At 33.6% G+C, this 26,919-nt stretch carries 25 protein-coding genes, 1 tRNA gene and 1 pseudogene; 7 read left to right on the top strand and 20 right to left on the bottom strand.

Features of this window, described 5'->3' with window-relative positions; translation table 11 throughout:
- Positions 1 to 25: 25 nt before the first annotated feature.
- Positions 26 to 709 carry an outer membrane beta-barrel protein gene (locus tag Q0893_RS02455; protein ID WP_299272242.1) on the bottom strand — a complete coding sequence of 228 codons (684 nt, stop codon included), beginning with the start codon at positions 707 to 709 and terminating at the stop codon, positions 26 to 28.
- A gap of 77 nt (positions 710 to 786) precedes the next feature.
- On the opposite strand from Q0893_RS02455, the gene Q0893_RS02450 reads away from it, so the two are divergent.
- Complete coding sequence (locus Q0893_RS02450; protein ID WP_298901137.1) at positions 787 to 1,716, top strand: SPFH domain-containing protein; 930 nt, start codon at positions 787 to 789, stop codon at positions 1,714 to 1,716.
- Positions 1,717 to 1,771: 55 nt separating this feature from the next.
- Here the strand turns inward: Q0893_RS02450 and Q0893_RS02445 are convergent, their stop codons facing one another.
- The 7 genes from Q0893_RS02445 to Q0893_RS02415 form a co-directional block, all read right to left on the bottom strand.
- Entirely contained in the window at positions 1,772 to 2,272 is a 501-nt protein-coding gene (locus tag Q0893_RS02445; protein ID WP_298901138.1) for a hypothetical protein, read from the bottom strand.
- A 61-nt stretch (positions 2,273 to 2,333) separates the two neighbouring features.
- Positions 2,334 to 3,491, bottom strand: coding sequence for a GNAT family N-acetyltransferase (locus tag Q0893_RS02440; protein WP_299272239.1), 1,158 nt, complete (start codon positions 3,489 to 3,491; stop codon positions 2,334 to 2,336).
- Between the two features lie 66 nt (positions 3,492 to 3,557).
- The gene (locus Q0893_RS02435) at positions 3,558 to 4,049 is read right to left on the bottom strand and encodes a DUF1761 domain-containing protein (RefSeq protein WP_299272238.1); all 492 of its coding nucleotides are present in this window, start codon (positions 4,047 to 4,049) and stop codon (positions 3,558 to 3,560) included.
- A gap of 92 nt (positions 4,050 to 4,141) precedes the next feature.
- The gene (locus tag Q0893_RS02430) at positions 4,142 to 6,148 is read right to left on the bottom strand and encodes a glutamine--tRNA ligase/YqeY domain fusion protein (RefSeq protein ID WP_299272236.1); all 2,007 of its coding nucleotides are present in this window, start codon (positions 6,146 to 6,148) and stop codon (positions 4,142 to 4,144) included.
- Positions 6,149 to 6,345: 197 nt separating this feature from the next.
- A complete protein-coding gene (locus Q0893_RS02425) occupies positions 6,346 to 6,966 on the bottom strand; it encodes a hypothetical protein (RefSeq protein ID WP_299272234.1) in 621 nt (206 codons plus the stop codon).
- A 306-nt stretch (positions 6,967 to 7,272) separates the two neighbouring features.
- Positions 7,273 to 8,145, bottom strand: coding sequence for a hypothetical protein (locus Q0893_RS02420; protein ID WP_299272233.1), 873 nt, complete (start codon positions 8,143 to 8,145; stop codon positions 7,273 to 7,275).
- Between the two features lie 90 nt (positions 8,146 to 8,235).
- A complete protein-coding gene (locus Q0893_RS02415) occupies positions 8,236 to 9,297 on the bottom strand; it encodes an AraC family transcriptional regulator (protein ID WP_299272231.1) in 1,062 nt (353 codons plus the stop codon).
- A gap of 63 nt (positions 9,298 to 9,360) precedes the next feature.
- On the opposite strand from Q0893_RS02415, the gene folB reads away from it, so the two are divergent.
- Positions 9,361 to 9,723, top strand: coding sequence for a dihydroneopterin aldolase (gene folB, locus Q0893_RS02410; protein ID WP_299272229.1), 363 nt, complete (start codon positions 9,361 to 9,363; stop codon positions 9,721 to 9,723).
- Between the two features lie 68 nt (positions 9,724 to 9,791).
- A tRNA-Cys gene (locus Q0893_RS02405) sits at positions 9,792 to 9,862 on the top strand.
- A gap of 49 nt (positions 9,863 to 9,911) precedes the next feature.
- On the opposite strand, the gene Q0893_RS02400 is transcribed toward Q0893_RS02405, so the two are convergent.
- The 8 genes and pseudogenes from Q0893_RS02400 to Q0893_RS02365 all read right to left on the bottom strand — a co-directional run bounded on the left by Q0893_RS02400 (position 9,912) and on the right by Q0893_RS02365 (position 17,353).
- Entirely contained in the window at positions 9,912 to 10,778 is an 867-nt protein-coding gene (locus Q0893_RS02400; RefSeq protein WP_299272228.1) for a hypothetical protein, read from the bottom strand.
- Positions 10,779 to 10,792: 14 nt separating this feature from the next.
- Positions 10,793 to 11,206 carry a hypothetical protein gene (locus tag Q0893_RS02395; RefSeq protein ID WP_299272226.1) on the bottom strand — a complete coding sequence of 138 codons (414 nt, stop codon included), beginning with the start codon at positions 11,204 to 11,206 and terminating at the stop codon, positions 10,793 to 10,795.
- 128 nt (positions 11,207 to 11,334) lie between these two features.
- On the bottom strand, positions 11,335 to 12,021 hold the full coding sequence (locus Q0893_RS02390) for a LysE family transporter (protein WP_298901149.1): 687 nt from the start codon (positions 12,019 to 12,021) through the stop codon (positions 11,335 to 11,337).
- 65 nt (positions 12,022 to 12,086) lie between these two features.
- Complete coding sequence (locus Q0893_RS02385) at positions 12,087 to 12,761, bottom strand: head GIN domain-containing protein (protein ID WP_299272224.1); 675 nt, start codon at positions 12,759 to 12,761, stop codon at positions 12,087 to 12,089.
- A 238-nt stretch (positions 12,762 to 12,999) separates the two neighbouring features.
- A pseudogene (locus Q0893_RS02380) lies at positions 13,000 to 13,104 on the bottom strand (acyl carrier protein); the annotation flags it as partial.
- Between the two features lie 8 nt (positions 13,105 to 13,112).
- The gene (locus Q0893_RS02375) at positions 13,113 to 13,406 is read right to left on the bottom strand and encodes a heavy metal-binding domain-containing protein (protein WP_298901151.1); all 294 of its coding nucleotides are present in this window, start codon (positions 13,404 to 13,406) and stop codon (positions 13,113 to 13,115) included.
- Positions 13,407 to 13,486: 80 nt separating this feature from the next.
- Positions 13,487 to 15,676, bottom strand: coding sequence for a ribonuclease R (rnr, locus tag Q0893_RS02370; protein WP_299272222.1), 2,190 nt, complete (start codon positions 15,674 to 15,676; stop codon positions 13,487 to 13,489).
- Between the two features lie 198 nt (positions 15,677 to 15,874).
- Positions 15,875 to 17,353, bottom strand: a complete 1,479-nt coding sequence (locus Q0893_RS02365) for a T9SS type A sorting domain-containing protein (protein ID WP_299272221.1) — start codon at positions 17,351 to 17,353, stop codon at positions 15,875 to 15,877.
- A gap of 610 nt (positions 17,354 to 17,963) precedes the next feature.
- Between Q0893_RS02365 and rpiB the strand changes: the two genes are divergently transcribed.
- Genes rpiB through Q0893_RS19575 form a run of 3 tightly spaced genes read left to right on the top strand, consistent with a single transcriptional unit; the run spans position 17,964 to position 18,978 of the window.
- Positions 17,964 to 18,398 (top strand): ribose 5-phosphate isomerase B, encoded by a 435-nt coding sequence (gene rpiB, locus Q0893_RS02360; RefSeq protein ID WP_298901154.1) that lies wholly within the window; start codon positions 17,964 to 17,966, stop codon positions 18,396 to 18,398.
- Between the two features lie 9 nt (positions 18,399 to 18,407).
- Positions 18,408 to 18,854, top strand: a complete 447-nt coding sequence (locus tag Q0893_RS02355; RefSeq protein WP_298901155.1) for a GNAT family N-acetyltransferase — start codon at positions 18,408 to 18,410, stop codon at positions 18,852 to 18,854.
- The gene (locus tag Q0893_RS19575) at positions 18,844 to 18,978 is read left to right on the top strand and encodes a VOC family protein (RefSeq protein WP_367180635.1); all 135 of its coding nucleotides are present in this window, start codon (positions 18,844 to 18,846) and stop codon (positions 18,976 to 18,978) included. The genes Q0893_RS02355 and Q0893_RS19575 overlap by 11 nt, the downstream gene beginning before the upstream one ends.
- A 46-nt stretch (positions 18,979 to 19,024) precedes the next feature.
- Here Q0893_RS19575 and Q0893_RS02350 read toward each other — a convergent pair whose 3' ends face one another.
- From Q0893_RS02350 to Q0893_RS02335, 4 genes are all read right to left on the bottom strand, one after another.
- Positions 19,025 to 19,861, bottom strand: a complete 837-nt coding sequence (locus Q0893_RS02350) for an OmpA family protein (protein ID WP_298901156.1) — start codon at positions 19,859 to 19,861, stop codon at positions 19,025 to 19,027.
- 67 nt (positions 19,862 to 19,928) lie between these two features.
- Entirely contained in the window at positions 19,929 to 21,563 is a 1,635-nt protein-coding gene (locus Q0893_RS02345; protein ID WP_298901158.1) for a S41 family peptidase, read from the bottom strand.
- A gap of 12 nt (positions 21,564 to 21,575) precedes the next feature.
- Positions 21,576 to 21,956 carry a ribonuclease P protein component gene (gene rnpA, locus Q0893_RS02340; RefSeq protein ID WP_298901159.1) on the bottom strand — a complete coding sequence of 127 codons (381 nt, stop codon included), beginning with the start codon at positions 21,954 to 21,956 and terminating at the stop codon, positions 21,576 to 21,578.
- Entirely contained in the window at positions 21,957 to 22,766 is an 810-nt protein-coding gene (locus Q0893_RS02335; RefSeq protein ID WP_298901160.1) for a LexA family transcriptional regulator, read from the bottom strand.
- A 348-nt stretch (positions 22,767 to 23,114) separates the two neighbouring features.
- Between Q0893_RS02335 and Q0893_RS02330 the strand changes: the two genes are divergently transcribed.
- Positions 23,115 to 26,849, top strand: coding sequence for a hypothetical protein (locus Q0893_RS02330; RefSeq protein ID WP_299272217.1), 3,735 nt, complete (start codon positions 23,115 to 23,117; stop codon positions 26,847 to 26,849).
- The last annotated feature ends 70 nt before the right edge of the window (positions 26,850 to 26,919 follow it).

Below are 26,919 nucleotides of genomic sequence, written 5' to 3'. Positions count from 1 at the left end.
ATTAAACCTAAGAATTTTCTAGAACTTAAAAGGTAATCATTAAAGCAAAAGATAACATGCTTTGATTCCCTTCAAAACGGTCTGTATTACCTCCTACATTAAGATTTTGGTCGTTGAGTTTTTTGAAGATATTTGTGAATCCATAGCTATAGGCAGCTCTTAGTTTAAAGCCTCCTATTCCTGCCGATGCGCCCACTACTCCATTTACATTAAATTGTGAAATTGGTGTAATATCTTGAGCTAATAGGTTGTCATAGCCATTAATTACAAAGTTACTCTGGTTGTCGTCTTTTAGATCTAGTTCACTATTGTATTGTAATTGCGGACCTAAATCTATGGTAAGATTATCACTCAAAAGTTTAGCGTGAAACATGAACGCTAATTGCACAACTTTAAGTTCATATTCTATTTGTTCTTGGGTTATTGTTGCCGCCGAAGGTCTACCAGTTATTTCAAATGAGTTCTGAGAAAACTGTAAGCCATAACTTACTGTATACCATTTGTGAGGAATATCAACAGTAGCAACCATACCACCAATAAAACCATTTCCGCTTTTTGTGCTAAAGTTATCTGTTTTAATATCATACTGGGTTAATCCTCCAATAATTCCGAAACCATTTTTAATAGCGTAGCGTTTATGTTGTGCCATAGAGACTGTAACAAAACTAACACAAAAGACTACTAATAAAATAAACTGCTTTTTTTGCATGAGAATAATGTGTGATTTGAGCAAATATAACTTAAATTAGTAACTCATTATTTTATCTAACCATTAAAAAAAATTATATGGAAAATTATATTTATTACATCCCTTTTATATTTTTAGCCTTAATCATAATTATTTCGGCATTTTTCGTTGTTAAGCAACAAACGGCAGCTATTATTGAACGTTTTGGTCGGTTTGAAGCGATTCGTCAATCTGGGTTGCGTTTTAAAATCCCATTAGTAGATCGCATTGCAGGCAAATTAAGTTTAAAAATTCAACAGTTAGATGTTATTATCGAAACCAAAACTTTAGATGACGTATTTGTGCGTCTAAAAGTATCTGTGCAATATAAAGTAATCAAAGACAAGGTGTATGACGCCTTCTATAAGTTGGACTATCCACACGATCAAATCACATCATATGTATTTGATGTTGTACGTGCCGAAGTGCCAAAAATGAAATTAGATGATGTTTTTGTTCGTAAAGATGATGTAGCAATCGCTGTAAAGTCTGAATTAAATGATGCCATGATGGAATACGGTTATGATATTATAAAAACCTTAGTAACAGATATTGATCCAGATGCACAGGTAAAAGCAGCCATGAACAGAATTAATGCCGCAGACAGAGAAAAAACGGCTGCGCAATTTGAAGGTGATGCTGCTCGTATTCTAATTGTAGAGAAAGCAAAAGCTGAAGCAGAAAGTAAGCGCTTACAAGGACAAGGTATTGCAGACCAACGTCGTGAAATTGCTCGTGGTTTAGAAGAATCTGTTGAAGTATTAAATAAAGTTGGTATCAACTCCCAAGAGGCGTCAGCGTTAATTGTAGTAACACAGCACTATGATACATTACAATCTATAGGTCAAGAAACAAATAGTAACTTAATACTGTTACCTAATTCACCTCAAGCAGGAAGTCAAATGCTTAACGATATGGTAGCGAGCTTTACGGCAAGTAATCAAATTGGTGAAGCCATGAAAAATGCTAAAAAGAAAAAATTAGAATAGACCAATATTGATTTCTAAAACGGCCTGGAAACATCACTTGTTTCTGGGTTTTTTATTAGATTTTAATCTTTTTGGAGTTTTTCTTTTTCTTTTCTGGCTCTTTAGTTTCTTTTCCTTTCCAAGGAAATGTTAGTGCTGTACTAGCGAAGCTTGTCCCAAAATTCACATTGGCATGATACACTTGACTCACAGCATCTTTTACTTGGTGATCTGATAATTCTTTTAGTGGATGAATAAAAACAGCCCATAAAATACCTTCCGAAACAGCATACTTTACATCTAAAGCCGTATGAAAATTTGCTACTAGAGCAGCTTTAAGCAAGTCGTCATCAAGTACATTTGCATCTGCTATTGGCGAAATAATACGCATCCTATTGTGGTTGGTATCCGTAAATGACACCAACTGAACATCTTTGACAAAAAACTGCCAAGCTCCTTTATTACCTTGAATTGAATCACTAACAGAAGTATAAATGTCGTTGAGTTTGTCGTTATTCATGTCTTGCGAAAATGTAAGAAATGGCAAAACAAATACAATATAGAATGCTTTTTTCATGACCTTGTGTTTTGTACTTCAGTCGGAAAAATCACGTTATACAAACAGAAGGTCTGCAATTTTATGAAAAAGGATGGCGCTCATCCCATTCTCTAACCGGATTAGCATACTTAACTACAAGTTTCAAAACAGTGTTTGCAATGACGTTATTGGTGTGTTTTAAGTATATATGCATTGGATGTGGCTTTGCTCCTATTGAACTCTTAATTTCCATTGCAGTTCTAGCAAAAACAACCTCTTTATATTGATGCTGGATACCAAAAAAAGCCATATCAAAGAGCATATTGAGATACATTTGGTGCTGATGCTGAAGCTCTTGCTTATAGCCTAAGAAATAGGTTTCAAGTTTATCGTGATTTAAAATTAATGTATAAAACCCAACGAGCTGATCCCCTATAAAATAACCGAACAATTTGAAACGTTCTTTAAGCTGAAATTTTAAACTATAAAAATGGTCGCTATGGAGTTTAAACGAATTAACCCCAGCATTATCTGATACATTTTGGTACAACTGGTAGAGCTCATTTGAAACCACCTTAACCTCATCAAGGCCTAGTTCCCTACATTGAATGTCTTTACTTTTCTTTCGCGCAGTTTTATAGCGTCTGCGGTATTTTTTATTGAAAGAATTGATATAATCTTCAGGTGATTTCCAGTCTGGTCTCACCGTAAAAATCATATTTGGTTGTACCTGAGCTTTATATAGTTTTTGCCTTCTGAAAAATAACTCGCTTTTATGAATCGGGTCATCCTCAAAAAAATCTTTGAAACCAATGATTCTTATCTTCTTATCAAATGTTTGCCTAATTGTTTTTGTTAGGGCATCGATACCTTCTGAAATGGTGTTTAAAAACTCATCTTGTGTTATAGCTTCGGCATCAAAGTACATGCCATGTTGACCTGTATGCATAAGGTTCCCTATAATGAGTGCATTACCTTTTACAATTTTTGAAATAAGCACCTTTCCGCAGCGTTTAAAAAACTGATTGGACGTTTTTCTAAACACGTCATCTAAATACATTTCAACGCGCTGTATCGTGGTAATACCAACTAATCTTTCCGAAGAAAAAACACCAAGAAAGTAGGTTGAAATATTTGTTGGACTAGAACCCTCTAAAGCCTTTAAAAAAGGTGTTTTTAAGAAAACGTCTTCAACAGGAAGTTTATCCCAAGTCTCAGGTAGGTCGGCAACCGAATGGTATAATTTAAAGTCTATCAATGCGAAAAAGAAAGGCTGAAAATTACAATTCTCAGCCTTTAAAAGTGTTAATTCTTTATAAAAATTTTAATTCCATCCACAAAGTATTGCTCCCATTACAGCTAGTGTTACAATCCAGTATCCTGCATTAATAAAAATATACTTTGCGCTTTTGCGTTCAAATAATGCGATCGTTCCAATAATTGGTAAGGCACCAAAAACTCCAAAAATAGTCCCATGAAGCGCGCCATGTTTGAATGTTCTAAAAGCATTTCCGTAATCTCCCATAAACGTCTCATAAGACGCTTTTGCATTTTCTGGTTCTCCACCAACCATGCCTAAGGCTCCCCATTGGTGGTTGGTAAATTGCATGAGTAAGACTGCTAACAGCGCTGCAAAAACCAATGATAAGCCAAAAATAATGCCCATATTAGCGCCTTTCATTTTCTCTTCAGTCATTTCTGCTGCACGCATCCATGCTGTTCCAAAAACTTTAGGGTTGTACCAAATAGCTCCAATAACTAAAGCTGCAACAGCAGCAACAGGTATTGCTAAAGGGGTAATAGGTAATGTATCCATAATCTTTAAATTTTTTAGTTAGTACGTTTAAATGTACAAAAAAACCTCAAAGAGAAATCCTTTGAGGCTGTTAAAACTATCGGTCTTAGTATTTATAAAGCGCTAGCTTCATTAACTAAAAGTTCATTTTTATCCTCTAGAGCTTTTGCAATAAAGCTGTTGATATCATCATTACGCTGCAGGCCATTTTTAAGTAATACGCCCAAGGCAATCATGGTTGCAATACGCGTTCCTACTTTTTTAGTAGCAGTATTGAATAAAGGTTGTAGGTCATCATAACTTACTTCTTCAGCAAGTTTTAAAATTTCAGCTTTCGACTTTTCTTGCTTCGCTTCAGGAAGATTGGTGTACTTTTTTCCTAGCTGTTTAATCACTTCAATTGCAGGACGTTGCTTTTGCTGTTGTGGTTTATTATGGTTTTGGTTTTGTTGAGGCTTTGGTTTTTGTTTTGCCCAAGAGTCTCTTAATCCTACCGTTTTATTAAACACTAAATGTTCTGGTGTACTATCATCATCAACATTAAAATAACCAAGACGTTGGAATTGAAAACGATCGCCAATAGACACATCTGCCAAACTTGGCTCTACAAAGGCTTCTATTGTTTTTAAAGAATTAGGATTGATAAACTCCATAAAATCTCTGTCCTGATGACTGTCTGGAGCTTCATCCATAAATAAACGATCATACTCTCTAACCTCAGCTTTTATAGCGTGTTTTATAGAGACCCAATGTAGTGTGCCTTTAACCTTCTTTTCGGTATCTGTTGAATAGGTACAGTGTATTTCGGTGATGTTGCCATTAGCATCTTTTACAACATGTTCTCCTTTGATTATGTAAGCGTTTTTCAGACGAACCTCACTCCCCAATTTAAGTCTAAAGAACTTACTGCTTGCCTCTTCTTTAAAATCGGCACGTTCAATATAAAGTTCTCTTGTAAAAGGCACTTGTCGCGACCCAGCGGTTTCGTCTCCTGGGTTATTTTCAGCTTCTAGCCATTCTTCTTTTCCTTCAGGGTAGTTTGTAACAATAAGTTTTATAGGGTCTAAAACAGCCATAACTCGAGGCGCCGACTTATTTAAGTCCTCACGAATGCAGAACTCTAATAATGATACGTCGATAACGTTTTCTCGTTTAGCCACACCAACACGTTCAATGAAATGTCTAATAGCGTTTGGTGTGTATCCGCGACGTCTTAATCCAGAAATTGTAGGCATTCTTGGGTCATCCCAACCTGAGACAATGCCTTGCTCTACCAACTTAAGTAATTTACGTTTACTCATAATGGTAAAACTTAAGTTTAATCGCGCAAACTCTCGTTGTTTAGGAAGCATCGGAAGTTCTTTTGACGCATAACCATATACGTGTTCCTTAAACCAGTTATACAGTTCTCTATGCGGCTTAAATTCAAGCGAACATAAAGAGTGTGATATTTGTTCGATATAATCGCTTTCTCCATGAGTCCAATCGTACATAGGATAAATACACCAATCATTTCCTGTTCTGTGATGGTGTTTTTTTAGAATACGATACATCAATGGGTCGCGCATCAACATGTTTGGGTGTTGCATATCTATCTTAGCTCGGAGAATGTGTTCGCCTTCTTCGAACTCGCCGTTTTTCATTCGCTCAAATAAATTGAGATTATCTTCAACACTTCTATTGCGATAAGGCCCATCAACACCTGGTTGGGTTGGAGTTCCTTTTTGTTCTGCCATAGCTTCGCTGGTTTGAGAATCTACATAGGCTTTCCCATCTTTAATGAGTTGAACAGCCCATTCATAAAGTGTTTGAAAATAATCTGAAGAATACAATTCGTTAGCCCATTCGTAGCCTAACCAAGCAATGTCTCTCTTGATAGCGTCCACATATTCCTGTTCTTCTTTTGCTGGATTTGTATCGTCGAAACGAAGGTTAACTGGGGCTTTATATTTTTCACCTAAACCAAAACTAATTCCAATAGCTTTAGTGTGACCAATATGAAGATATCCATTAGGCTCTGGTGGAAAGCGAAAGCGAAGTTTATCTTTTGACAATCCGTTTTGTATATCTTCTTCAATGATGTGCTCTATAAAATTGAGCGATTTTGTTTCTTCAGACATGCTTTTAAAATAATAGGCAAAGTTATAGAAATTAAGTGAGATATGTATATAAAAAACCCGTTCCAAATCATGAGATTGAAAGGGTTTGAAAAAGAAAGTTTCATTTATTTTAATACGTGAGGAAGCGGTTTTCTGTTGCGTATTTTCCGCCAGTTAAAAATTAACTTTTTTGTATTATCATTTTTTTAGCTTTTTGGTTACTGCGTTAGTATATCATATTCCGTTATTTCTAACTCGGTCATCCAATGAATAGAATCTGCTGGCGCAGCATTAATCGTAAAATAATAAAAACTTTCTGCCCATTGTTGACTAAACCCGATATTCATATAATAATTAATATATGGTAAATGATTGGCGTGACCCACAGGAAAATCTGTGGCCTCTGTACCACTACCATCAGACCATGAATGTACACCAATCATGGTGTTTACACCTTTTGTACGCTGAATACCAGCCAAGAAAAAATCTACACCACCTGAAGCTATTAGACCATTGTCCATTAAACGAATATTCATTCCTTTTTGATGTACTTTTAAAGATAATTGCAAATTAATTGTGTCATCGGATGAACCGTCACAATTTTTAATTTGTATTCTATCAACATTAGGAAATTCAGCTTCTAAATTATTGAAATCGTCTAAAGACGAACTCCCAATAGTGCCATCCATTTCTATGGTTGTATCATCATCTAAAACTTTAAAAATACCGAATTGTCTTTGTTCGATTTGGTTTGTATTACCATCATCATCACTACTACAACTAACTAAAACTGTTGTAAATAAAATTGTAATCACTCTTAGAATCTTCATTTTGTTCATTTATCTAAATTTTAAAATTAATATGATTTTAAACCAAAAAAGCATATACATCTGTAACACCCTTAAGGTAATTACTGAAGTATATGCTTTTCACATAAAACTTTCCTAAATCATAATTCCAATGTCTTCTTCAGTGGTGAATTACGATCTATTTTAAAAAAGTTCTTATTAATATAACAAGTGGAGGTTTTAAAACCCTACAAAAAAACAATACAAATTAATGGTTGTATCACTAAATTGAAGTTTCCCACATGCTTTAAAATATTACTAATGTACTCTAAACTGTTTCCTGAGTTCCCTTTTGCATTATTGTCTATAGGTTCCATCTGGTAACACAGTTGGCAAATTATACTGCGCATCAGTAAGTAATCCATATACCTCAGTATCTGTATTCTGTACTAAAGCCTGTGTGTTTAAATCCCATTCTTGTTGAATTTCAGCTAAACGAGTATCTGTAGCCTGTGCACCTAAAATAGATGTCATTGCCCAGTAGAAATATTCTGTATTCATACAATTATAATCACACGTGGAGTCATCATAGGTATACCAAGCTCCAGCCGGATAAGGATTAGGAATGCTTGTAAATTGTCCGCCTCTAGCGATGTCCATAGCATTTGAAAGTTGAGAACTTGCTTGTTCTCCAAACACATTAGGATATACCTGAGAGTAGCCTGCATGCGTAATAATATGCCAAACTTCTTCTAAAGCCGCATCAAAGCGTCCTGTTAGCCCACTAGATACATATGTGGGGTTTGTTTCTTCGTTACCTAAATCTTGTCCTTCTCTTCCATTTGGAAAGTCGATGTTATCTAAATCATTCTCTGATGCCCACATGAATAAAAATGCTTGATTAGCTGTCATTTGGTCTACCACAGCTTGGTTATCTGGTGTGCCATCTTCATCGTTATCTAAATATTGTGCCATCACATTTGCAGCATGCAACAAATTGGCATTTGATACATCTGAAACGGCATAAATATCTATACCGAAAACCACCACTTTTCTATTTGCGGAACTCAAAATACCATCATTATTAGCCACAATGCTAAAGTTAGGATCGTTTCCTGAATTAATAGTTTCTGTTGTTGTAGTTGTTGTACTATCATCGCTAGAACAAGATGTACAACTCAAGATTGTTGTTAACATTAACACTGCTGTTATTGAAAATAATTGCTTCATAATTGTTTTGATTTAAGGATTACTTTTAAATGAGTAACAAACTAACGACCAATGTTAATCATTATGCGCAGCAGCAAGTCCGAATGGCGTCTATTCGGACATTTTTAAAGACAACTCAAAAGCTTTTGGCGTCATTCCTTCTATAGACTTAAAAGCGGTATAAAATGTTGATTTCGACTTAAAACCAGCTTCTTGAGCTAAACCAAGAATTGACAATTGTTTCGCTTTGGGAGATTGTAATAGTCGTTTAAATTCATCCACCCGAAAATGGTTTATGAACTGATAAAAGTTAGTCTTAGCGTGCGTATTGATGAGGCTTGAAAGTTCTTTTTCCTTAACGCCTAAAGATTCGGATAAGCTGCGTAAATTCAATTCTGTATTTGTAAATAGTTTATCTGAAATGATTTTCTCTTTAAGTTTTTCAAACTTATCGTTTGTTTCATCGGAAGACGGCGCTATTTCATTTTTAACTTGTATTATCTCTTCTGTAGTTGTGAATAATTTGTTTTTAAAAATTTCAGATTGCGAAAAGCCATTATAACCAATCCAATATATCATAAAAAGCGTTAGAATAGAAGATAGTAGCGCAAAATGCGTCGCAATATCTTCATTCTGAAACGCAATTATATCTTCTGTAATCCAAAACACATGAAATCCTAAAAAAACAAAAACTATGGCCTTGATCCAAGACAGTGTTTTATGTTCTAAATCTGAATAATAGTTAGTGACATGGTTTTTGTGTTGTTTTAAAATTTTTAAAATGTAAAGTAATAAGCCTATATTAAATAGATACTCTAAAGGTCTAAAATCGTCCATTTCATTGTTAAAAAAGAAAACAATATTTAATAGAATTCCGGGAATAAATAGCACTAAAAACCACTTTTTAAAAGTATTATTTATGGTAAGGTTTACGTACAATATTAAAAAAAGAATTGTAAATAAAGTCGTTTCTAATACAGGAGTAATTGTTTCGGTAAAATTGTGAGAAAATGCATTATAAACCTCTACGGTTAAACTCCATAGAAATAAACATAAAAATATATTTGCTCTTTTGTTCTTAGATTTTATCGTTAAAAATAATAAGCCTAACATAAATGCTGTAGCTATGGAAAGAATATCTACAACTGATGAAAAAGAAAATTCAATTTGCATGAAATTGTTTTTGATAAAATTACATTCTTTTTTTAAATAACTTTGCTTTTATAAAACTAGTATATGGGAATCATAAAAGTTGAGAATATTCGTGTATTTGCACATCATGGTTGTTTAAAAGAAGAAACTAAAATAGGTAGTGATTATCGCGTTGATTTAGAAGTAAAAGCCGATTTACAAACCTCAGCAACAACCGATAAATTGAGTGATACTGTTGATTACGTGCTTTTAAACAAGATTGTTAAAGAGGAAATGGAGCAGGCATCTAAACTTTTAGAAACCGTTGCAAAACGTATATTAGACCGTATTTTTAAAGAGGATGTATTAGTTAAAAAAGCTACTGTAAGCGTAAGTAAACTTAACCCTCCTATTGGTGGTGATGTAGAAAGCGTAACGATAAAAATGACCAAAAGACGAAAAAACTAAGGGTTTATAGTGTAAAATGGTAATTTTTTATACATTTGCCTTCCTCGTTTGTGAGTAACAACGAACAAGGCATCTTGGCCGAGTGGCTAGGCAGAGGTCTGCAAAACCTTGTACAGCGGTTCGAATCCGCTAGATGCCTCTAAAACCTTCAGTAATTACTGAAGGTTTTTTTGTTTTATGCAGCCAGATTACTTCTTAATCTTAACATAGTAGTTTAAAAACCTATAGAGTTGAGAATAGCTTGCACCTTTAGAGTCTGAGATCAATTGAAAAAAATAGCGTTCGTTATTATGGTCTATAATTCTTGCTACACCGATAATGTTGTCCACCTTATTTTTAATTTCAAAATCCACTCTATCAATCTGTTCAGAAGTGGTTAAAGAGTCAATATTACTAACGCTTAATTCACTAGAAGGATATTGCCTAATTAAGCGATTTCTAAACGTCTTCCATTGCTGGAAAAGGGATTCGTCTACATTTTTATCCACTTTGTTATAAATAAAATAATACCCTCTAGAGGTTGCTCTAACAGGTAACTGTGTATCATCATCTGCGATAGATAAATAAAAGCCATCTGGTAATTTAAGTGTCATCTTTTTATTTAAAACAACTACAGTATCTTCAATTAGTTTCTTACTGAAATGTGCCTGTCTATTTCTATCACTTAAATAATTAATAGTATTAACATGGTGTCGCCTTTGATAGGCTTTTTCTTGTTGTTCCTGAAAATATTTATCGTATTGTGATTGCTCTGGCGGATTGTTATTTTTATTGTATCGTGCAACCGATCGTGCTACTTTTAACCCTAACAATACAATAGAAATTACAACAGAAGCTGTAATCCAAGTAGAACTTCTATTGAGCTTCATTCGGTCTCTAGCGCGTTCTTTTTCTATAACAGCTGTGTTTTCAACGTAATCTTTGCAAAACCTATCGAAATCTGGTTTTTGGTCCGTAAGTCCACAAAGAATACCTGTTTGCAAATTGTTTTTTCTATGAACACAGTTTTTGCAAAACCTTAGACGTTCTTTTAATAAAATATCTTCGTTATTCATAACATTATGAGGTGTTAAGATCTTTTAATTACAACATAATCAACTATGAGCATCATAACTAAAAATAAAAACCCAAATGTCAAAATTAATGAACCATAAGGCCAATGTTGGATTTTAAAGAGTGTGCCCCATAAAATTAATGTTATGGTCAGAATACAAAGCCCATAATAAAAGAACTTTATAAAGCCATTATTTATAAATTTTCGCTTTGAAAAGTAGCGTAGTCCATCTTCAATAAACCACCAGACAAAAAGAACAAATAAGACCAATTCAAAGCCATAGGCTATAAAGTTAATGTGGTACGTTTTTAAGATGATATTTATGGTCCATACAAGAACCAATCCTAGTTTTACAATATCAATACGTTTTTTTTCTTTTTTGTTTAAAAACCGTAGACTATATAATAGCGCTAATGGAATAGTGCTCATTAATAACAATTGACTAGCATAAGGCCAGTGTTGGACCTTAAATAATATGGCGCAAACTAGAAGGATTAATGCTATTCTAATTGGAAATGTAAGCGTTTTTTTAGTCGAGTTTTGCACTGTAATTAGAATTAATTACCAATAGGATTAACACGCTCAATTTGTTCTTTACTTTTTTCATAAAGTTCTGGAAACAAACCTTGGGTTAATAATAGAATTCCAAAACCTAAAATCACTAAAGCAACGATTTTTTTAGTTTTGAAAATGAGTCGTGGTGTTAATTTATTTTTTAATCGTTTTGCCAAAGCAATTTTCACTAAATCTGTTAAAAAATAAACCGTCAGCATTGTGATAATAAAAATAAGCACGCCATTTTCAGATTCAGTAATAGTACTTCCTATAACAATAAAACCAAGCCAACCGAGTAATACTCCAATATTAATAAAGTTAAGCAAGAACCCTTTTATAAATAGTTTTCCGTAGGCATTCTTTTGAATTTCAACACGATGATATTCTTTCACAATAGATCTAAAAGATTTAGACGTCTTTATAAAAGAAATAAAACCATAGACCGCAAGAAGTATCCCTCCAAAAATAAGGAAGTTGGGGTCATCTTTAATTTTATCAATAAGGTTATTGGTACTATAAAACGCTAATAAAATAAAGACGATATCGGCTAAAATAACACCTAAATCAAATATTAAAGCGCTTCTAAATCCTTTTGTAGCACTAGTTTCCAGCAGTACAAAAAATACTGGTCCAATAGTAAATGCTAGGATAATTCCGAAGGGAATAGCTGCTAAAATATCATCAAACATATAGGAAATAGCTTTCCTACAAAACTAATAAAAAAGACGCGTACTCAATGCGTTTAGCAAACAGATTAGTTCATACGTTTAATTCGACCGCCTAAAGTTGTTTTTTCTTTAATGTTTTCTGGGTTTCCATAAATATAAATATCACCACCTGCAATAACGCGTGCATCTACTGTTTTAGACGCATTAATATCGGCCTCTCCAGCTGCTTTTATATTTACAGATGTGTTTTTAGTTTCGAAGGTTTTACCTTCATAAACGCCACCAGTGTTAAGTGTAATATCCTGAGAAATAGCTTTACCTCTTGTTTCTACAATACCACCAGAAACGGCTTTTATATCTACTTGATCAACGTCTAAGCCTACTTTTAAGTGCGCTCCTTCCTGTGCCCTTAGTTCTATTTGATTTTGTTCTATAAGTTCGTTAGATGTGATAAATGCACCTTCATTTCCATCAATAACGTCTAAGGTTTTATAATGTACAGTTACAAACGTACGATCGCCATTAAAACTCTTATCAGTTTTCATTCTAATTTTTAATTTCCCATCTTTATTAATAACCACAACGTCATCAATATCATCTCCTGTTATTTCTACTTTAGCTTCGTTTGATTTCACTAGATTAACAGCAATTAAGTCATAAACTTTAACTTCATTAAAATCTCCAACGCCCTTTTCTTTTGGGTTTTGAGCTGTTGTTATAGAAGTAACTAATATTAATGCGAGGGTTAAAAAGGTTTTCATAGTGTTGTGTTTTAATAGTATTTACGTTTGATATCTATATAACAGATGATATAGTCGAATAATTGTTACACTTATAACAAATTTAGTCCATACCAAGATCATTAGTAAAAGACGCGCTCATATCTATCTCCTCGTATGGAATTCCAGTAAGATTTTCTACTAGTCTAAGAATCTGTTCTTCAAATTCTTTTTTAGGCATGTTTTCATAAGTGGGTTTCGTCTTTATTTTTTCAAAAACATAATCTGCCAGTTGCTGTACAGTAGCAATATTTTCGGCATGATTATCTGGTATTTGAATCTCAAAAAGATCTTCAACCGTCATGATTAATTCTACAGTATCTAAACCCATTTTTAAGCTACATGTACAGCCGTTCCGGTTACAGAAACAAAGAAATAAGAACCACCAACAGTTTCGATATCAACACTAATTCCAACGACAGCATTAGCATTTAAATGTTGAGCATTGGTTTGCATTTTTTGAAATGCTTGTTCCTTAGCTTCATTCATAAGATCTTCTATAATTGTCATGTTCTTTTCAGTTTTAAAAGAAAACTTTGTTTTTAATTCAGAAGATGTTCCTGTTACAATGCCTTTATATTCAACAATTTTAAAACCTTCAATAGAATTTGTTGTGGTTAGAATCATAATTATATCTTTTTTTAATTGGTAGTTGTTTTTTCTGAAATGTTACAACACAAAATTATGAGATAATTACATATAAGTATTTACGAGTTTTCACCATGTTTGCCGATAAGCGTAAAATCTAAGTGTTTTTTAACAAGATCTGTGTTCTTAACTTTTACTACAACCTCATCTCCAAGCTGATACATGGTTTTTGAATTTTTACCTATAAGTGCATAGTGATCTTCATCAAATTCGTAATGATCATCAGTCATATCTCGCGTACTTACCATACCTTCACACTTATTAGAAATAATTTCTACATAAATTCCCCAATCTGTCACTCCAGAAATAACACCTACAAATTCTTCATCCTTATGATCTTCCATAAAACGGATTTGCATGTATTTGATAGAATCTCTTTCAGCCTTAGTTGCTAGATTTTCCATAGTACTCGAGTGGTTACATTTATCTTCATAAATGTCTTCACTAACCGATTTTCCACCATCTAAATAATGTTGTAATAAGCGATGTGCCATAACATCTGGATAACGACGAATTGGTGACGTAAAGTGACTATAATAATCAAACGCTAATCCATAGTGACCAATGTTATGAGTGGTGTACTCTGCTTTACTCATAGATCTAATAGTTAAAGTATCTACAAGGTTTTGCTCTTTTTTACCATTTACATCTTTCAATAAATTATTTAAACTATTAGAGATGCTTTTTCGGTCTTTAAAATTGAGTTTATAACCAAAACGACCTACAACATTTTGCAATGCTGCTAATTTACTATCGTCTGGTTCATCATGTACACGATACACAAATGTTTTCTTTTGTTTTCCGATAAATTCGGCCACTTTTTTATTAGCTAGTAACATAAACTCTTCAATGAGTTTATTAGCATCCTTACTCGTTTTAAAATACACACCAACTGGATTTGCATCCTCATCTAAATTGAATTTAACCTCAACTTTATCAAACGAAATAGCTCCTGTACTCATACGCTTTCGACGCATGATTTTAGCTAATTCATCTAGTTTTAAAACAGCATCAGCAATAGCTTGATCTGCTTGATACGTCTTACCTGTTAAAGACACGTCTTTAGGTATTGTATTTGATTTCGTTTCTATAATTGATTGTGCTTCTTCATAAGCAAAACGTGCATCAGAATACGTAACTGTTCTACCAAACCATTGGTCTTTAATTTCGGCTTTATCATTCATTTTAAACACTGCAGAAAACGTATACTTCTCTTCATGTGGTCTAAGTGAACAAGCTCCATTTGATAATATTTCAGGAAGCATTGGTACCACACGATCAACCAGATATACCGATGTGGCGCGTTCGTAAGCCTCATCATCTAAAACCGTACCTTCTTGTAAATAATGCGACACATCTGCAATGTGAATACCTATTTCAAACAAACCATCGTCTAAAACTGTAAAGGATAAAGCATCATCAAAGTCTTTCGCATCTTTAGGATCTATTGTAAAGGTTAAATCTTTACGCATGTCACGACGTTTTGCGATTTCTTCTTTTGTAATTGATGTATCTAAGGTATTTGCATATGCTTCGACTTCATGAGGAAACTCGTAAGGTAAACCATACTCTGCAAGAATGGAGTGAATTTCTGTATTATGCTCGCCAGGCTTTCCTAAAACTTTTAAGACTCTTCCGTATGGAGAATCGGCTTTTTCTGGCCAATCTTCTAAAGTAACTAATACCTTATCGCCTTCTTCGGCTTTATTAGTTTTATTAATTGGAACAAAAATATCGGTATGCATTTTATTTCCGTCTGGAATTACAAATGCATAGTTTTTATGGATTTGTATGACACCTACATATTCGGTTTTTGCACGCTTTACAATACTGGTAACTTCACCTTCTATCTTACCACGTTTTCTTCGTTTGTAAGCATAAAATTCTACTTCATCGCCATCTAAGGCCTTATTCATATTATTGGAAGCAATAAAGATATCTTCATCAAAATCATCGCTAATAATATAACCAGATCCTCGAGAAGCCATATCCATAATTCCTATATGATACTCGGTATTAATAATAGCTTTATACTTGCCACGATCTATTTGTTCAATCTCTTGTTTAGCGGCAAGTTTGGCTAGAGTTTTTATAATTTGATTTCTACTACTAGCGTCATTAACACCAAGTTTAGCAGCAATTTGTTTATAATTAAAGGATTGGTTTCTATCTTTTTTTAAAATACTAAGAATTGTATTTGTAAGGTTTGAAATCCCTTTTTTGGATTTCCTTTTTTTCTTTTTTGTCATTATAATTTGTAATCATTTTCATTTCCTAAAAGTGTTAGGAATTCAGTCTTTAAAAAACTTAATATAAGGAGGAGTGAAGATATTAAGTTTGTGCAAATCTACGGTTTAATTTTTTAATCGTGTTTAGAGACTGTTAAATTAATGAAAAAGACCTGTAAAATTTACAGGTCTTTATTTGATTGTATTAAGGCTTTAAAGTTATTCTTTTATAAGTTTTTTAGATGTTTTTCCTTTGTTGGTTAAAACTTCAACAATGTAAGTTCCGGGTGCCAAGGTTGACGTGTCTACTATAGGTTTTTCGGAAATTAGCACCTCTTGACCTAAGGTATTATAAACAGATACTTTTTTTAATTGAACCGAAGCATCTAATTGTATTGTGAATTGGTTTTTAACTGGGTTTGGGTATAATTTAAATGGATATAATTCAAAATCTTCAGTATTTAAAATTAGATTTAAATCAAAAACTCTTACATGTCCTGATCCAGAGCCAGAATCATCATTTTCGGTAGCTCCAACAGCTAAAATACTACCATTTGAAACCAACATAAGCGCGCTTCCTGAGAGATCGCCATCTGCTTCACCATAAATATCTTGTCCGATTTGTGTCCAATTATTATTTATAAATCTATAAATACTTGTACTACCTGTATTTAGAACATTTCCATTTATGTCATTTCCTGGAGCACCTACAGCTAAAACATTACCATTTAAAGCTAAACTTATATCAGCACCAAAAAAATTAAAATCAGATGCGCCATTTAAATTTTGACCTATTTGAATCCAATTATTAGTTTGATTTTCATAAATACTTACTTGACCGGATTGTATACTAACTGAATTACTTTCAGGCGCACCAATAGCTACTCTAGAGCCGTCTGAAGACAAACTTACGCTACTACCAAAAATATCACCAGAAGCTATACCATCAATATCATTACCAACCTGCACCCAAGTATCTACCTGATCATATTGATATACTCTTACGTGTCCAACAAAATTATTATTTGAAGGCGCGCCAATAGCCACAATTGTGCCATCTGAGGACAAACTTATACTACTACCTGATAAATCACCAGAAGCTTCACCATTAATATCATTTCCTATTTGAACCCAAGCATCAATTCCATTGTATTGATACACCTTTACATGCCCAGAATTATTTCCATTATTATCGTTACCTCTGCCACCAATAGCAATTATTTGGCCATTAGACGAGATTTTTACACTGCTACCAAATTCATCAAATTGAGCTTCGCCATTAAGATTTTGACCCATTTGCACCCAAGTATCAATGCCATTATATTGATACACTTTTACATGACCAGAACTACTTCCATTAACATTATTACTTTGAGCAGCTATAGCTACGATTAAACCATTAGACGATAAGCTCACACTATTTCCTGATAAATCGCCAGAAACTTCACCATTAATGTCATTTCCTATTTGAGTCCAAACACCAGCTTGATTTTCATAGATACGAACATGGCCAGATAAACTACCATTTCCGTCATTTCTAGTAGCTCCAATAGCTAAAAAATTACCATTTGAAGACAAACTAACACTATCTCCAGAGCGATCAAATTCTGCTTCACCATCAATATCTCCACCAATTTGAACTTGTCCAAAAATTAAAAATGGACATAGTAAAAAGAAAAGAAATTTAATAATATTCATAACCACACTATTTTCTTATAAAGGTAGAAAAGATTAACGACACTTTTTACTTATCAACATATATATACATATCATCTTTTTTCTTTTAAAAATTTAAAAATAAAATGATGGTTATTATAGCTTGTTAATAGTTAGTATAACTTTTTTAAACTTTACTTTGATATATGACTTATCAGATTTATTGCATAAGTAATGAACACTAGTTCTTTTACTAAACTCCTTATTTTAAATAGAATTCATAGTTCTATTAACAACTGTTCATAACCACTGTTGACAACTAAAATTTAATAAGTATTTATTATTTTAGTGTTGGTATCTCCTAAATACAATGCTCATAACTTGACTAAAAAAAAGGACTAACTTTTTAGGTTTTAATGTTTCAGTTTTTGCTTTAAAAAAAAGATGACACATACAAGAAAAAGTTTTACAATCTTACCAATAGATATTAACAAGTAATGAGGTATAAACACCTAAGAAGTTAACACGCTTGATTTTTAAAGATTAATAGTTACGATTCAAACTTATATATTATGAATAACTAACTACATTATCCTTCGATTTATTTATAAGCAATTATTAACTTTAAGGTTTTAAACAACACCCTAAAATTATGACCATTTCAATAGGTAACGATCACGCAGGAACCGAGTATAAACAAGCTATTGTAGCACATTTAGAAGCTAAAGGTTTTATGGTTAATAACTATGGTACAAACTCAAGTGATAGTGTCGATTATCCAGATTATGTACATCCCGTGGCTAATGATGTTGCTAATCAAAAAGTAGATTTCGGAATTTTAATCTGCGGAAGCGCTAATGGTGTGGCTATGACCGCAAATAAACATCAGAAAGTGAGAGCTGGTATTTGTTGGACCAAAGAAATCACTGAACTTACTAGACAACATAATAATGCTAATATTTGTTGTATTCCAGCACGTTTTACAGCATTACAACAAGCCATACAAATTGTTGATACGTTTCTTAATACAGATTTTGAAGGTGGTCGTCATCAAAACCGTGTCAATAAAATTCCAGTATCTTGTTAATCTAAATTCATGATAGAGATTACTGTAAAAACCTTCCAAGAGTTATCCACTCAAGAACTCTATGATATACTTCAATTACGAAGTGAAGTCTTTGTTGTAGAACAGGATTGTGTATATCAGGATTTAGATGGTAAAGATCAAAATGCATTGCATGTCATTGGTTATAAAAACAGTAAGGTTGTTGCTTATACTAGAATTTTTAAACCAGGTGATTATTTTGAAAACGCTAGTATTGGTAGAGTAGTGGTTGATGCTAAAGAACGCACTCATAAGTATGGTTATGATATTATGGAAGCATCTATTAATGCCGTGAAATTAAAATATAATACATCTACAATAAAAATCTCGGCACAAGTGTATTTAACACGCTTTTATAATAGGCTTGAATTTCAAGAAGTGGGAGAGGAGTACCTTGAAGATGGGATTCCACATATTGATATGATTTATAAAGCATAAAATAAATAGGATAGCACCACAGTTTATCGTTAAAGATGTTTTAGCTTCAGTTAAATTTTATATCGATAAACTTGGCTTTAGTGTTAATTGGATACAGAATATGGAAATCGTGATTTTGAAATAGAAGATATTGACGGCTATATTTTATGTTTCGGAATGTCTATAGAAGACTAATTACTCTCACCAACATAAGTGACTAAAATCTCAACACGACGATCAAATTTTGGTTCACCACCTAACGGAAATTTTCTGCGCATACCAACATATTTCATACGTTTTGTACTTACGCCTTTTTTAGCTAAATAATCATAAATATATTTTGCTCTGGCCACAGAAAGATTACGTTTTTTAGTTTTACGATCTATAGCATCTCTACTGTTTTGGGTACAACATACGTGGCCTTGAATTGTAAAATAAATATCTTCTCGTTCTACTAAGGCTTTTGCGATACTTTCTAATGTTGGTTTAGATTCAGGAAGTAATTTACTATAACCTGTTTTAAACAAAATGTTATCTAAAGTGAATTTATCACCTGCTTTTAATTCACCTTTAATAATGTCTTCAACCTTTGGTTTTTCTTCTACAACTTTTTGAACTCTAGGCGGATTATAAGGTTGAACGATAATTTCAACTTTTCTATTAAGGCCTCTAATTTTATGAATATCCTCTTCTTTAACTAATTTCAGTAGTATTTCTCCTTTACCATCAACGTTTGTAATGATAGATTCGTCAAACTCATTATTCGAAAAAATAGTTTTTATAGAGTTAGCTCTATTTTGAGATAATACCATGTTGTATGAATCACTACCTCGATCGTCGGTGAATCCATAAATAGAGACTTTTTGAATATCTAAGGCTTCTATTTCCGATAAAAACAACAGTAATCGGTAATGTTCGGTAGGCGGAATATCATACTTATCGGTTTCAAAATATACCTCATGAGTCATTTCCTTTTGAGCACACAAAAGTTGAGTAAACATCAAGAATATGACGAGTATTTTCTTCATTTTAATACCTTAATAGATAACTAAATATAATTTTTTTTAACGTTTTCATCAAATTTTTAAGTCAGTATCAATCTAGATAACTCAAATAATTAGATGGGTTTTTTAATATTTCAACAGCTTTTTGAATTTCAAAATTATTGGCAACATAGTAGGTATATAAACCTTCACGATAGAAGTAACGCTTTACTATTTCATCAGAAAGCAGGGATAATAATTGTGTTTTATTGTCGTCAATTGCTTTGCTTTTATAACGATTTAAAGCCGAAATCAAATCAGTGTAATCTGCATTGATTTCTTCATTTAAGTACTCTTCTTTTGCCACTGAAAGTGCATTTGCAAAGGCTTTTTCTGTTTGTGTTTCAAAGTTAAAGTTATTAGCAGCTAAGAACTTTTTGAAATCATTAAAATCTGAATCCTTCAAACTAAAGTTATTCAAGTCTGTAACATCATGCGAATAATAATATGCCGTTGCATACTTAAAGATGAGGTTTTCGTCAATAATTGCCTTGGTAATCGTACTCAGTTTTGTAGCATCTAATTCTAAATCAGGCTGTACACCTCCACCATCATAAACAGTACGTCCCTTTTTTGTTTTAAAGGCATTATAATTTTCTTGTTTTACTCTTGTTGCATTTCCATTTTCGTCACGATTCCAATAATCTAAAGCCTGAATACAGCGGCCAGAAGGTGTATAATATCTTGAAATGGTAATTTTCATTTGTGTACCATATGTGAGCTTCTTAGGTCGTTGAACAAGACCCTTCCCAAAACTACGTGCGCCAACTACAACAGCACGATCTAAATCCTGTAAAGCTCCAGAGACAATTTCACTAGCAGAAGCACTACTACCATCAATAAGTACAACTAAAGGAATTTCTGTATCTATAGGTTCTTTTGAAGTGTAATAGGTTTTGTTATACTTTTTAACTTTAGATTTTGTGGTTACAACAAGTTGATTTTTCGGCACAAAAATATTAGTAACATTTACAGCTTCACGCAATAATCCTCCTGGGTTTCCACGCAAATCTAAAATTAGTTTTTCGGCACCTTGATTTTTTAAAGCACGTAATGCACTTATCGTTTCAGCAGATGTTTTTTCATTAAATTTTCTAAGTACTATATATCCAATATTATCATTAACCATCGAATAATGAGGCACAGCATGAATATCAACAGCCTCTCTTTTAATAGTTGCTGTTTCGGTTTTACCCTCTCTAAGATAGGTGACATTTACGTTGGTTCCGGCTGCACCTTGAAGCAAGTTTCCGGCATCATCTTTAAAATCGGCAACTACAACATTATCAACTTTAATAATTTCGTCTCCAGCTTTGAGTCCAGCTTTGTCTGCAGCATAATCTTTATAAGGTTCTACGATCACCAACTTGTCTTTTAAAGTAAGTACGTTGGCTCCAATACCAGTATAATCGCCAGCATTATTTATTCTGGCAGATTCAACATCTTGTTCGTTATAATAGTTAGTATAAGGATCTAAATCTTCAAGCATACTTTTAATCGCAGTATCCATAAGATCACCAGGATTGGTTTCATCTACATAATTCATATTGAGCTCTTTAAAGAGCGTAGTGAAGATTTCTATTTGTTTAGCAATTTCAAAAAAATCGCTTTTGAAAGCGGTTCCACCAAAAAAAATAGTTAAAGCTAATAACGGAACGATTATCCGCCTGCGTAGTAGTTTTCTCATGATTTCCATCATTTATTGTTGGGATACTTTTTTAGAAAAAGCATCTAAAAGTTGTTTCATTTTTGAGTTTACAGAATCAAAATCTGTACCATCCTTACCAATGTACAAAATCATTAACGCATAAGACGATAAAATGTTGTTAAAATACTCTGCTTTATTAAGACGATAGGCTTCTCTAAGTAAGCGCTTAATTTGGTTTCTATCTACAGCATTTTTAAAATGACGTTTGCTTACAGAAACTCCAGTTTTAAATTGAACGCCCTCCTCATCGAAGCTGGCTTTTAAATAGACTAGGCGCAATGGGTAAGTGACCATCGATTGTCCTTCGGAAAAGAGCTCTTCGATTAATTTTTTGCTTTTCAGCTTTTCTTTATTAGAATAAGAAAGCGACATTTAATTTTTAGAATTTTGAGAAATGAGTTGTTGAAGGTCTACAACTTTGCTCTCCAATTCATGAAGCCTATCATACACATCGATAGGTTCTGGCATTTGTTTAGAAGCAAACATGGTGACATACCAAACCTCCATAATATCTTCTGCATTAATGGTATAAGTTGGATAATTTCCATCTTTGTTATCACTCTTTAGGATAAGTTTTCCTCGCTCTCCAATACGGTTTATCACACGTTTTAAAACCACGCCATCATTTTTACTAATAATTACATAAACCCGACCATCTTTAATATCGTTAAAATCTTCAACATAGCGACCAAACACCATATCACCATCAAAAAATGTACGTACCATAGAATTTCCCTTGACTTCAAAACATCTGAACGTACCATTTGTTAATTGCGGCATATGAAACGCAGGCAAGGTTTCAATGTATTCGGCATCGCCATAACCATCTAAGTAACCAGCTCTCGCTTTTGCAGGAACATAAACTACATTTTCTTCACCATCAGGAGTGGTAGAAATAACTTGTGGCATTCCAGAATATGTTGGAGTATTTGGAAGCTCTGATTTTAACATCACCTTACTTTTTCCAAAGAGGTAATCGGGATTGATATTAAATTCGTCAATAATTGAAGAGAGTACATCGTAACCAGGTTTGGTTTTTTTGCGAGAGCCATCTGCTTGTGGCCTACCATTAACTATACTATCTATAGTGGTTCCAGTAACACCAATGCGTTTAGAGAACGCATAATTGTTTAAATGAAAATGATTAATAATGGCTGTGATTTTTTCATCGATCTGTTCCATAATCTTGATGTTTTTAAATATAACTTTTTACAAAATTATCTGCAATTTGTTTGTTTTAATTTGTAAAATGTTTTATATTTGTACTCTATTTAGATGCTAAGATACTAAAATTAGTTAAAAATCAAACATTTGTGGGATTTTATTAGCATTTTCTTCAGATTTTAAATCCAAAAGATGTCTTATTAAAATCTACAAGAGTATCGTATTCCAACATTTTATTGAATACGATAGAAGTTTATGCCTTTAGTTATTAGGGCTTTACGTTAAGGTTAACTGTTAGAAAAGCGAAACGATAACAGTTCTTAATTGAGCTTAATAAAAACAAGTATAAACTTTAAAAAATTAAAAATGAGTACAGAAATTAAAAACACACTCTTTCGATTTGTATCGATGAGAGCCCCTGAGTTAACAGACGACAACAAACCATTAGATGGCTTTGTTTTTAGAGACGATGGTGTTACTAAGGGAGCTTTTGATACTGCAGTTGCTAGTCTTACAGATAGCGCATCAAAATGGCAAGCCATGAAAACGGCCGCCGCATCTTTTGAGGCTTTATCTGTAGAAGCCATCAAAAAAATTGATCCGGCATTATATGAGCTATCAGTGTCAATTGCTAAAAACCGTTTGTCTTATGATGTTGAAAAGTTTTTGGAAATGATCCAACCACTTCGAGCAATAGAAGATAAAGAGGTTTTAGGTAGATTATGGGATAATTTATTTTATCAAACCTTAACGCAAGAAACATTTTATGCCAAAGAAACAATCATCCAGTTATTGATTGCCAATCATGTGCTGTCTAACTATGGTGGAGACAAAAATAGGTTAGACGCTTTATTAAATGCTAAAGTCGTATTACCTAAAGCATTGTTTGGTGATAGTGAATCTGAAAATGCTAATCAGCAGAAAGTAAGTGCCTCTAAAGATGAAGCGCCTAAAGCATCAGTTCCAACAAGCGATATGGCTAAGCAACAACGTATTGCTCAAGCCGAGTTTCACAACCAACAATTAAACCAATTGTCTAAAGAGTTAAAGCGTGTTGAAAAAGCCTATCAAAAGGAAAGAACCGCAGCATTAGAGCTCGCAGAAGCTGGTTACCAAAAGGAGGTTAAGCCTATTCTCGATCAATACACTAAAGATGTAGAGGCCGAAAAGAAACGATGGTGTGAAATTAAAGATCCTAATGTCGATTACGATCCTAAAGACCCATGTAACCAACCTAATACAATTCCAGAACCTGTATTACCAGATTTCAAGTTTGATTTCAGAAAAGAATTAGATTTTGAATTTTTACAATCAAAACTAAGCCCAGAAAGCTTTGAAACGCTATCAGATTTAGTTTTAGGAGGTGTAGAGGAAAAATCTGGAAGTATGGAACGCATCGAACAACCGACATTTGATACGTTTACTGAAGACTATGAAGGCTTCACAGATATTGACGGACACATTCATGAGGTGATTTCTGGGAATGATAATACAATTTCAGAAAACGCCGAAGATGAAGGCACGACTTTAGTAAGTGTTGGTGGTGTGGTTGTTCCTGTAAATACAGGAAATACATTCCCAGATTTTTCATATCAATTGTGTTCTAAACCAATTGTGAAGCCGCCTTTTGGATTGAAATATAACGCTGATCTTAGAATTAGTGTTCCAGATGCATCATGGCAGGTTGCAAGTTTCGATTATACCTTAGAGCGCACAGATCAAGACCATACCAACAATGGTTTAGAAACCTACAGTGTATTAAGGTTAGGAAATACGATCTTTTTAAAGAACATTAATATAGGATGGCCTCGTCTTTCAGATCAGCCACAACTAGTCTCTTTTTCTGGAACAATTATATTTACAAATGGCGTAGTTAAAACGTTTAGCACACCAGATTTTGTATTAAGAACTTGTACTTCGGGTGTATTAATTGGTGAAATCATTGATCCAAATGATAATGATAATCCACCAAATCCAGGAACATCTAACGAAACACCATTTGTACCAAGTGGTTTTGGCGTAAAGCAATTAGGTATTGCAGATTATAATAAAGTAGAGCAATCTACTCAAGGTTATGTGGAAGGTGATGTAGCGCATATTGAAAACGTTATGGCTCGTGAGTTTAAAGAGCGTAGCACAAGACGTTTACGTCGAAAAGAAGACACATTTACAAGTTCTTCTGAATCTGAAAGAGAGCAATTGACCGATACGACTTCTACAGAGCGTTTTGAGATGCAAAATGAAGTATCTAAGGTGATTGCAGACAGTAAAGATTTTAGCGCTTCTGCAGGTGTTAATTATAACCCAACAGAGAAACTTAGTTTGTTTGCTAACGCGAATTACGCAACGCATAATTCTAAAGAGCAAAGTACGCTTCAAGCGATTACAAACTCTAAAGATATTACAGAACGCGCGCTTGATAGAATCGTAACTAAAGTAAAAGAAGAACGTATCGAGAAAATTGTCGAAGAGTTCGAAGAAAACAATTCTCATGGGTTTGATAACCGCAAAGGAGACAAGCACGTGGTAGGTGTTTTCCGTTGGGTAGATAAGATCTTTAAAAACCAAGTGATCAATTATGGTAAGCGTTTGATGTTTGAATTTATGGTACCTCAACCAGGAAAATTACATAAACTTGGAATGGCCGAAAATAATGCAGGTAACACTAATGATACGATGTTAGTTGAACCTACAGATCCAAGAAAATCAACAACGCAAAGCCTTAAGGATTTCACAATGCTTACCGATTCTAAACTGAAATATTGGGCAGGAAAGTACAACGTTGAGTTTAACCCTAAGCCAAAACAGTACATTTCTGTTGGGGAATCGTTCCATGTTAATTTAAATGGAGGATCATCCTTAAGTCATACCGAATCTAATTCTGGTAATGGTAAAATTAAGGTTCCTGAAGGTTACAAAACTGTTAGTGCTAGAGGGATCTTTAACGCATCTAGTGATGGTGATTTACAAGGAAATATCTTGTCGTTAACTATTGGAGACTATACAAAAACGTATAATAATTCGTTTGGAAGATACTCATTACAGTTAACTGGTCCTATTGCCGAATTTGTTAATGAAGTTCCAGTATCTTATACGCTTGGTAACCATATTAGTGGAGATGTTTCTGCATCAGTTAGATGTAGATTAACAACAGAACACGAAAACAAATGGAAACAAGAGACTTTTAAGGCTATCATTGATGCTTATGAAGATGCTTTAGCAGCATTTAATGAAAAACTTGAAGCTGAAACCGAATTAGGTGTTCAAATTAAAGGGACAAACCCAGGGTTCTATCGCGAGTTTGAGAATAAGATCTTACGTAAAAACTGTATTTCTTATTTAATAGACCAAAATCCAGGTGCACAAAACACCTACGGAAAGTCTAACTTATTTACAACAACAGGTGGAGGCCCAGCAACTTTTGGTAATCTTGAAGTTAATGTAAATCAGGCTTTAGATAACTACTCAGCTTTTGTGAAGTTTATGGAGCAAGCCTTTGAATGGGATATCATGTCGTATAACCTGTATCCTTACTATTGGGGTAATCGTCAAGACTGGTCTAACTTATATCAGTATGATGAAACCAACGATCCATTATTTAGAAATTTCATGCAAGCAGGTATGGCGAGAGTTATTGTAACAGTACGTCCAGGCTTTGAAGAAGCGGTTCGTTATTACATGCAAACTGGTCAGATTTGGAATGGTGGAGAAGTTCCTGTAATAGAAGACGAGTTGTACTTATCTCTTGTTGAAGAATTACGTCAGCCAGAAGGTGAAAAACTTGGTAAAGCTTGGGCTACTAGAGTGCCAACAGCGCTTACCATATTGCAAGCACAAAGTATTGGCTTAAACGTTAATAAAGCCTTACCGTATTTAGATGATCTTTCTGATTTTGAAAATCCAGATGAGGTACCACAATCACAGCAGTTTGAATTAAACGATGCCGAGATTGGTATTTCTGAAAGTGATGGAGAACGTCATATTGAAAATGTAGATATCGTTAATGGTTATTTACAGTTAAATACCGACGACACTCCAAGACAAGTTGTGGCGCAAATCTCTATGCAATCTATTAAGAATGCCATAGACGACTTAGTCTAATAACTTAGCATCCTTACCCTTTTTGTTACTACTGAACTTGTTTCAGTATATCAAAACCTACCCTCTCTCA

Source organism: uncultured Psychroserpens sp., assembly GCF_947494225.1.
Taxonomy (GTDB): Bacteria; Bacteroidota; Bacteroidia; order Flavobacteriales; family Flavobacteriaceae; genus Psychroserpens.
This window is presented reverse-complemented; position numbering and strand designations above follow the sequence as displayed.

What these genes read in the sequence shown, in the direction of transcription:
- Q0893_RS02390 (WP_298901149.1), bottom strand. Translation starts at nt 12,021, where the DNA reads ATGTTTGATGATATTTTAGCAGCTATTCCCTTCGGAATTATCCTAGCA.
- Q0893_RS02355 (WP_298901155.1), top strand. Translation starts at nt 18,408, where the DNA reads ATGATAGAGATTACTGTAAAAACCTTCCAAGAGTTATCCACTCAAGAA.
- Q0893_RS02400 (WP_299272228.1), bottom strand. Translation starts at nt 10,778, where the DNA reads ATGAATAACGAAGATATTTTATTAAAAGAACGTCTAAGGTTTTGCAAA.
- Q0893_RS02450 (WP_298901137.1), top strand. Translation starts at nt 787, where the DNA reads ATGGAAAATTATATTTATTACATCCCTTTTATATTTTTAGCCTTAATC.
- Q0893_RS02425 (WP_299272234.1), bottom strand. Translation starts at nt 6,966, where the DNA reads ATGAACAAAATGAAGATTCTAAGAGTGATTACAATTTTATTTACAACA.
- Q0893_RS02330 (WP_299272217.1), top strand. Translation starts at nt 23,115, where the DNA reads ATGAGTACAGAAATTAAAAACACACTCTTTCGATTTGTATCGATGAGA.
- Q0893_RS02345 (WP_298901158.1), bottom strand. Translation starts at nt 21,563, where the DNA reads ATGAGAAAACTACTACGCAGGCGGATAATCGTTCCGTTATTAGCTTTA.
- Q0893_RS02365 (WP_299272221.1), bottom strand. Translation starts at nt 17,353, where the DNA reads ATGAATATTATTAAATTTCTTTTCTTTTTACTATGTCCATTTTTAATT.
- Q0893_RS02375 (WP_298901151.1), bottom strand. Translation starts at nt 13,406, where the DNA reads ATGATTCTAACCACAACAAATTCTATTGAAGGTTTTAAAATTGTTGAA.
- rnr (WP_299272222.1), bottom strand. Translation starts at nt 15,676, where the DNA reads ATGACAAAAAAGAAAAAAAGGAAATCCAAAAAAGGGATTTCAAACCTT.
- rnpA (WP_298901159.1), bottom strand. Translation starts at nt 21,956, where the DNA reads ATGTCGCTTTCTTATTCTAATAAAGAAAAGCTGAAAAGCAAAAAATTA.
- folB (WP_299272229.1), top strand. Translation starts at nt 9,361, where the DNA reads ATGGGAATCATAAAAGTTGAGAATATTCGTGTATTTGCACATCATGGT.
- Q0893_RS02415 (WP_299272231.1), bottom strand. Translation starts at nt 9,297, where the DNA reads ATGCAAATTGAATTTTCTTTTTCATCAGTTGTAGATATTCTTTCCATA.
- Q0893_RS02430 (WP_299272236.1), bottom strand. Translation starts at nt 6,148, where the DNA reads ATGTCTGAAGAAACAAAATCGCTCAATTTTATAGAGCACATCATTGAA.
- Q0893_RS02420 (WP_299272233.1), bottom strand. Translation starts at nt 8,145, where the DNA reads ATGAAGCAATTATTTTCAATAACAGCAGTGTTAATGTTAACAACAATC.
- Q0893_RS02445 (WP_298901138.1), bottom strand. Translation starts at nt 2,272, where the DNA reads ATGAAAAAAGCATTCTATATTGTATTTGTTTTGCCATTTCTTACATTT.
- Q0893_RS02435 (WP_299272238.1), bottom strand. Translation starts at nt 4,049, where the DNA reads ATGGATACATTACCTATTACCCCTTTAGCAATACCTGTTGCTGCTGTT.
- rpiB (WP_298901154.1), top strand. Translation starts at nt 17,964, where the DNA reads ATGACCATTTCAATAGGTAACGATCACGCAGGAACCGAGTATAAACAA.
- Q0893_RS02335 (WP_298901160.1), bottom strand. Translation starts at nt 22,766, where the DNA reads ATGGAACAGATCGATGAAAAAATCACAGCCATTATTAATCATTTTCAT.
- Q0893_RS02455 (WP_299272242.1), bottom strand. Translation starts at nt 709, where the DNA reads ATGCAAAAAAAGCAGTTTATTTTATTAGTAGTCTTTTGTGTTAGTTTT.
- Q0893_RS02385 (WP_299272224.1), bottom strand. Translation starts at nt 12,761, where the DNA reads ATGAAAACCTTTTTAACCCTCGCATTAATATTAGTTACTTCTATAACA.
- Q0893_RS02350 (WP_298901156.1), bottom strand. Translation starts at nt 19,861, where the DNA reads ATGAAGAAAATACTCGTCATATTCTTGATGTTTACTCAACTTTTGTGT.
- Q0893_RS02395 (WP_299272226.1), bottom strand. Translation starts at nt 11,206, where the DNA reads ATGAGCACTATTCCATTAGCGCTATTATATAGTCTACGGTTTTTAAAC.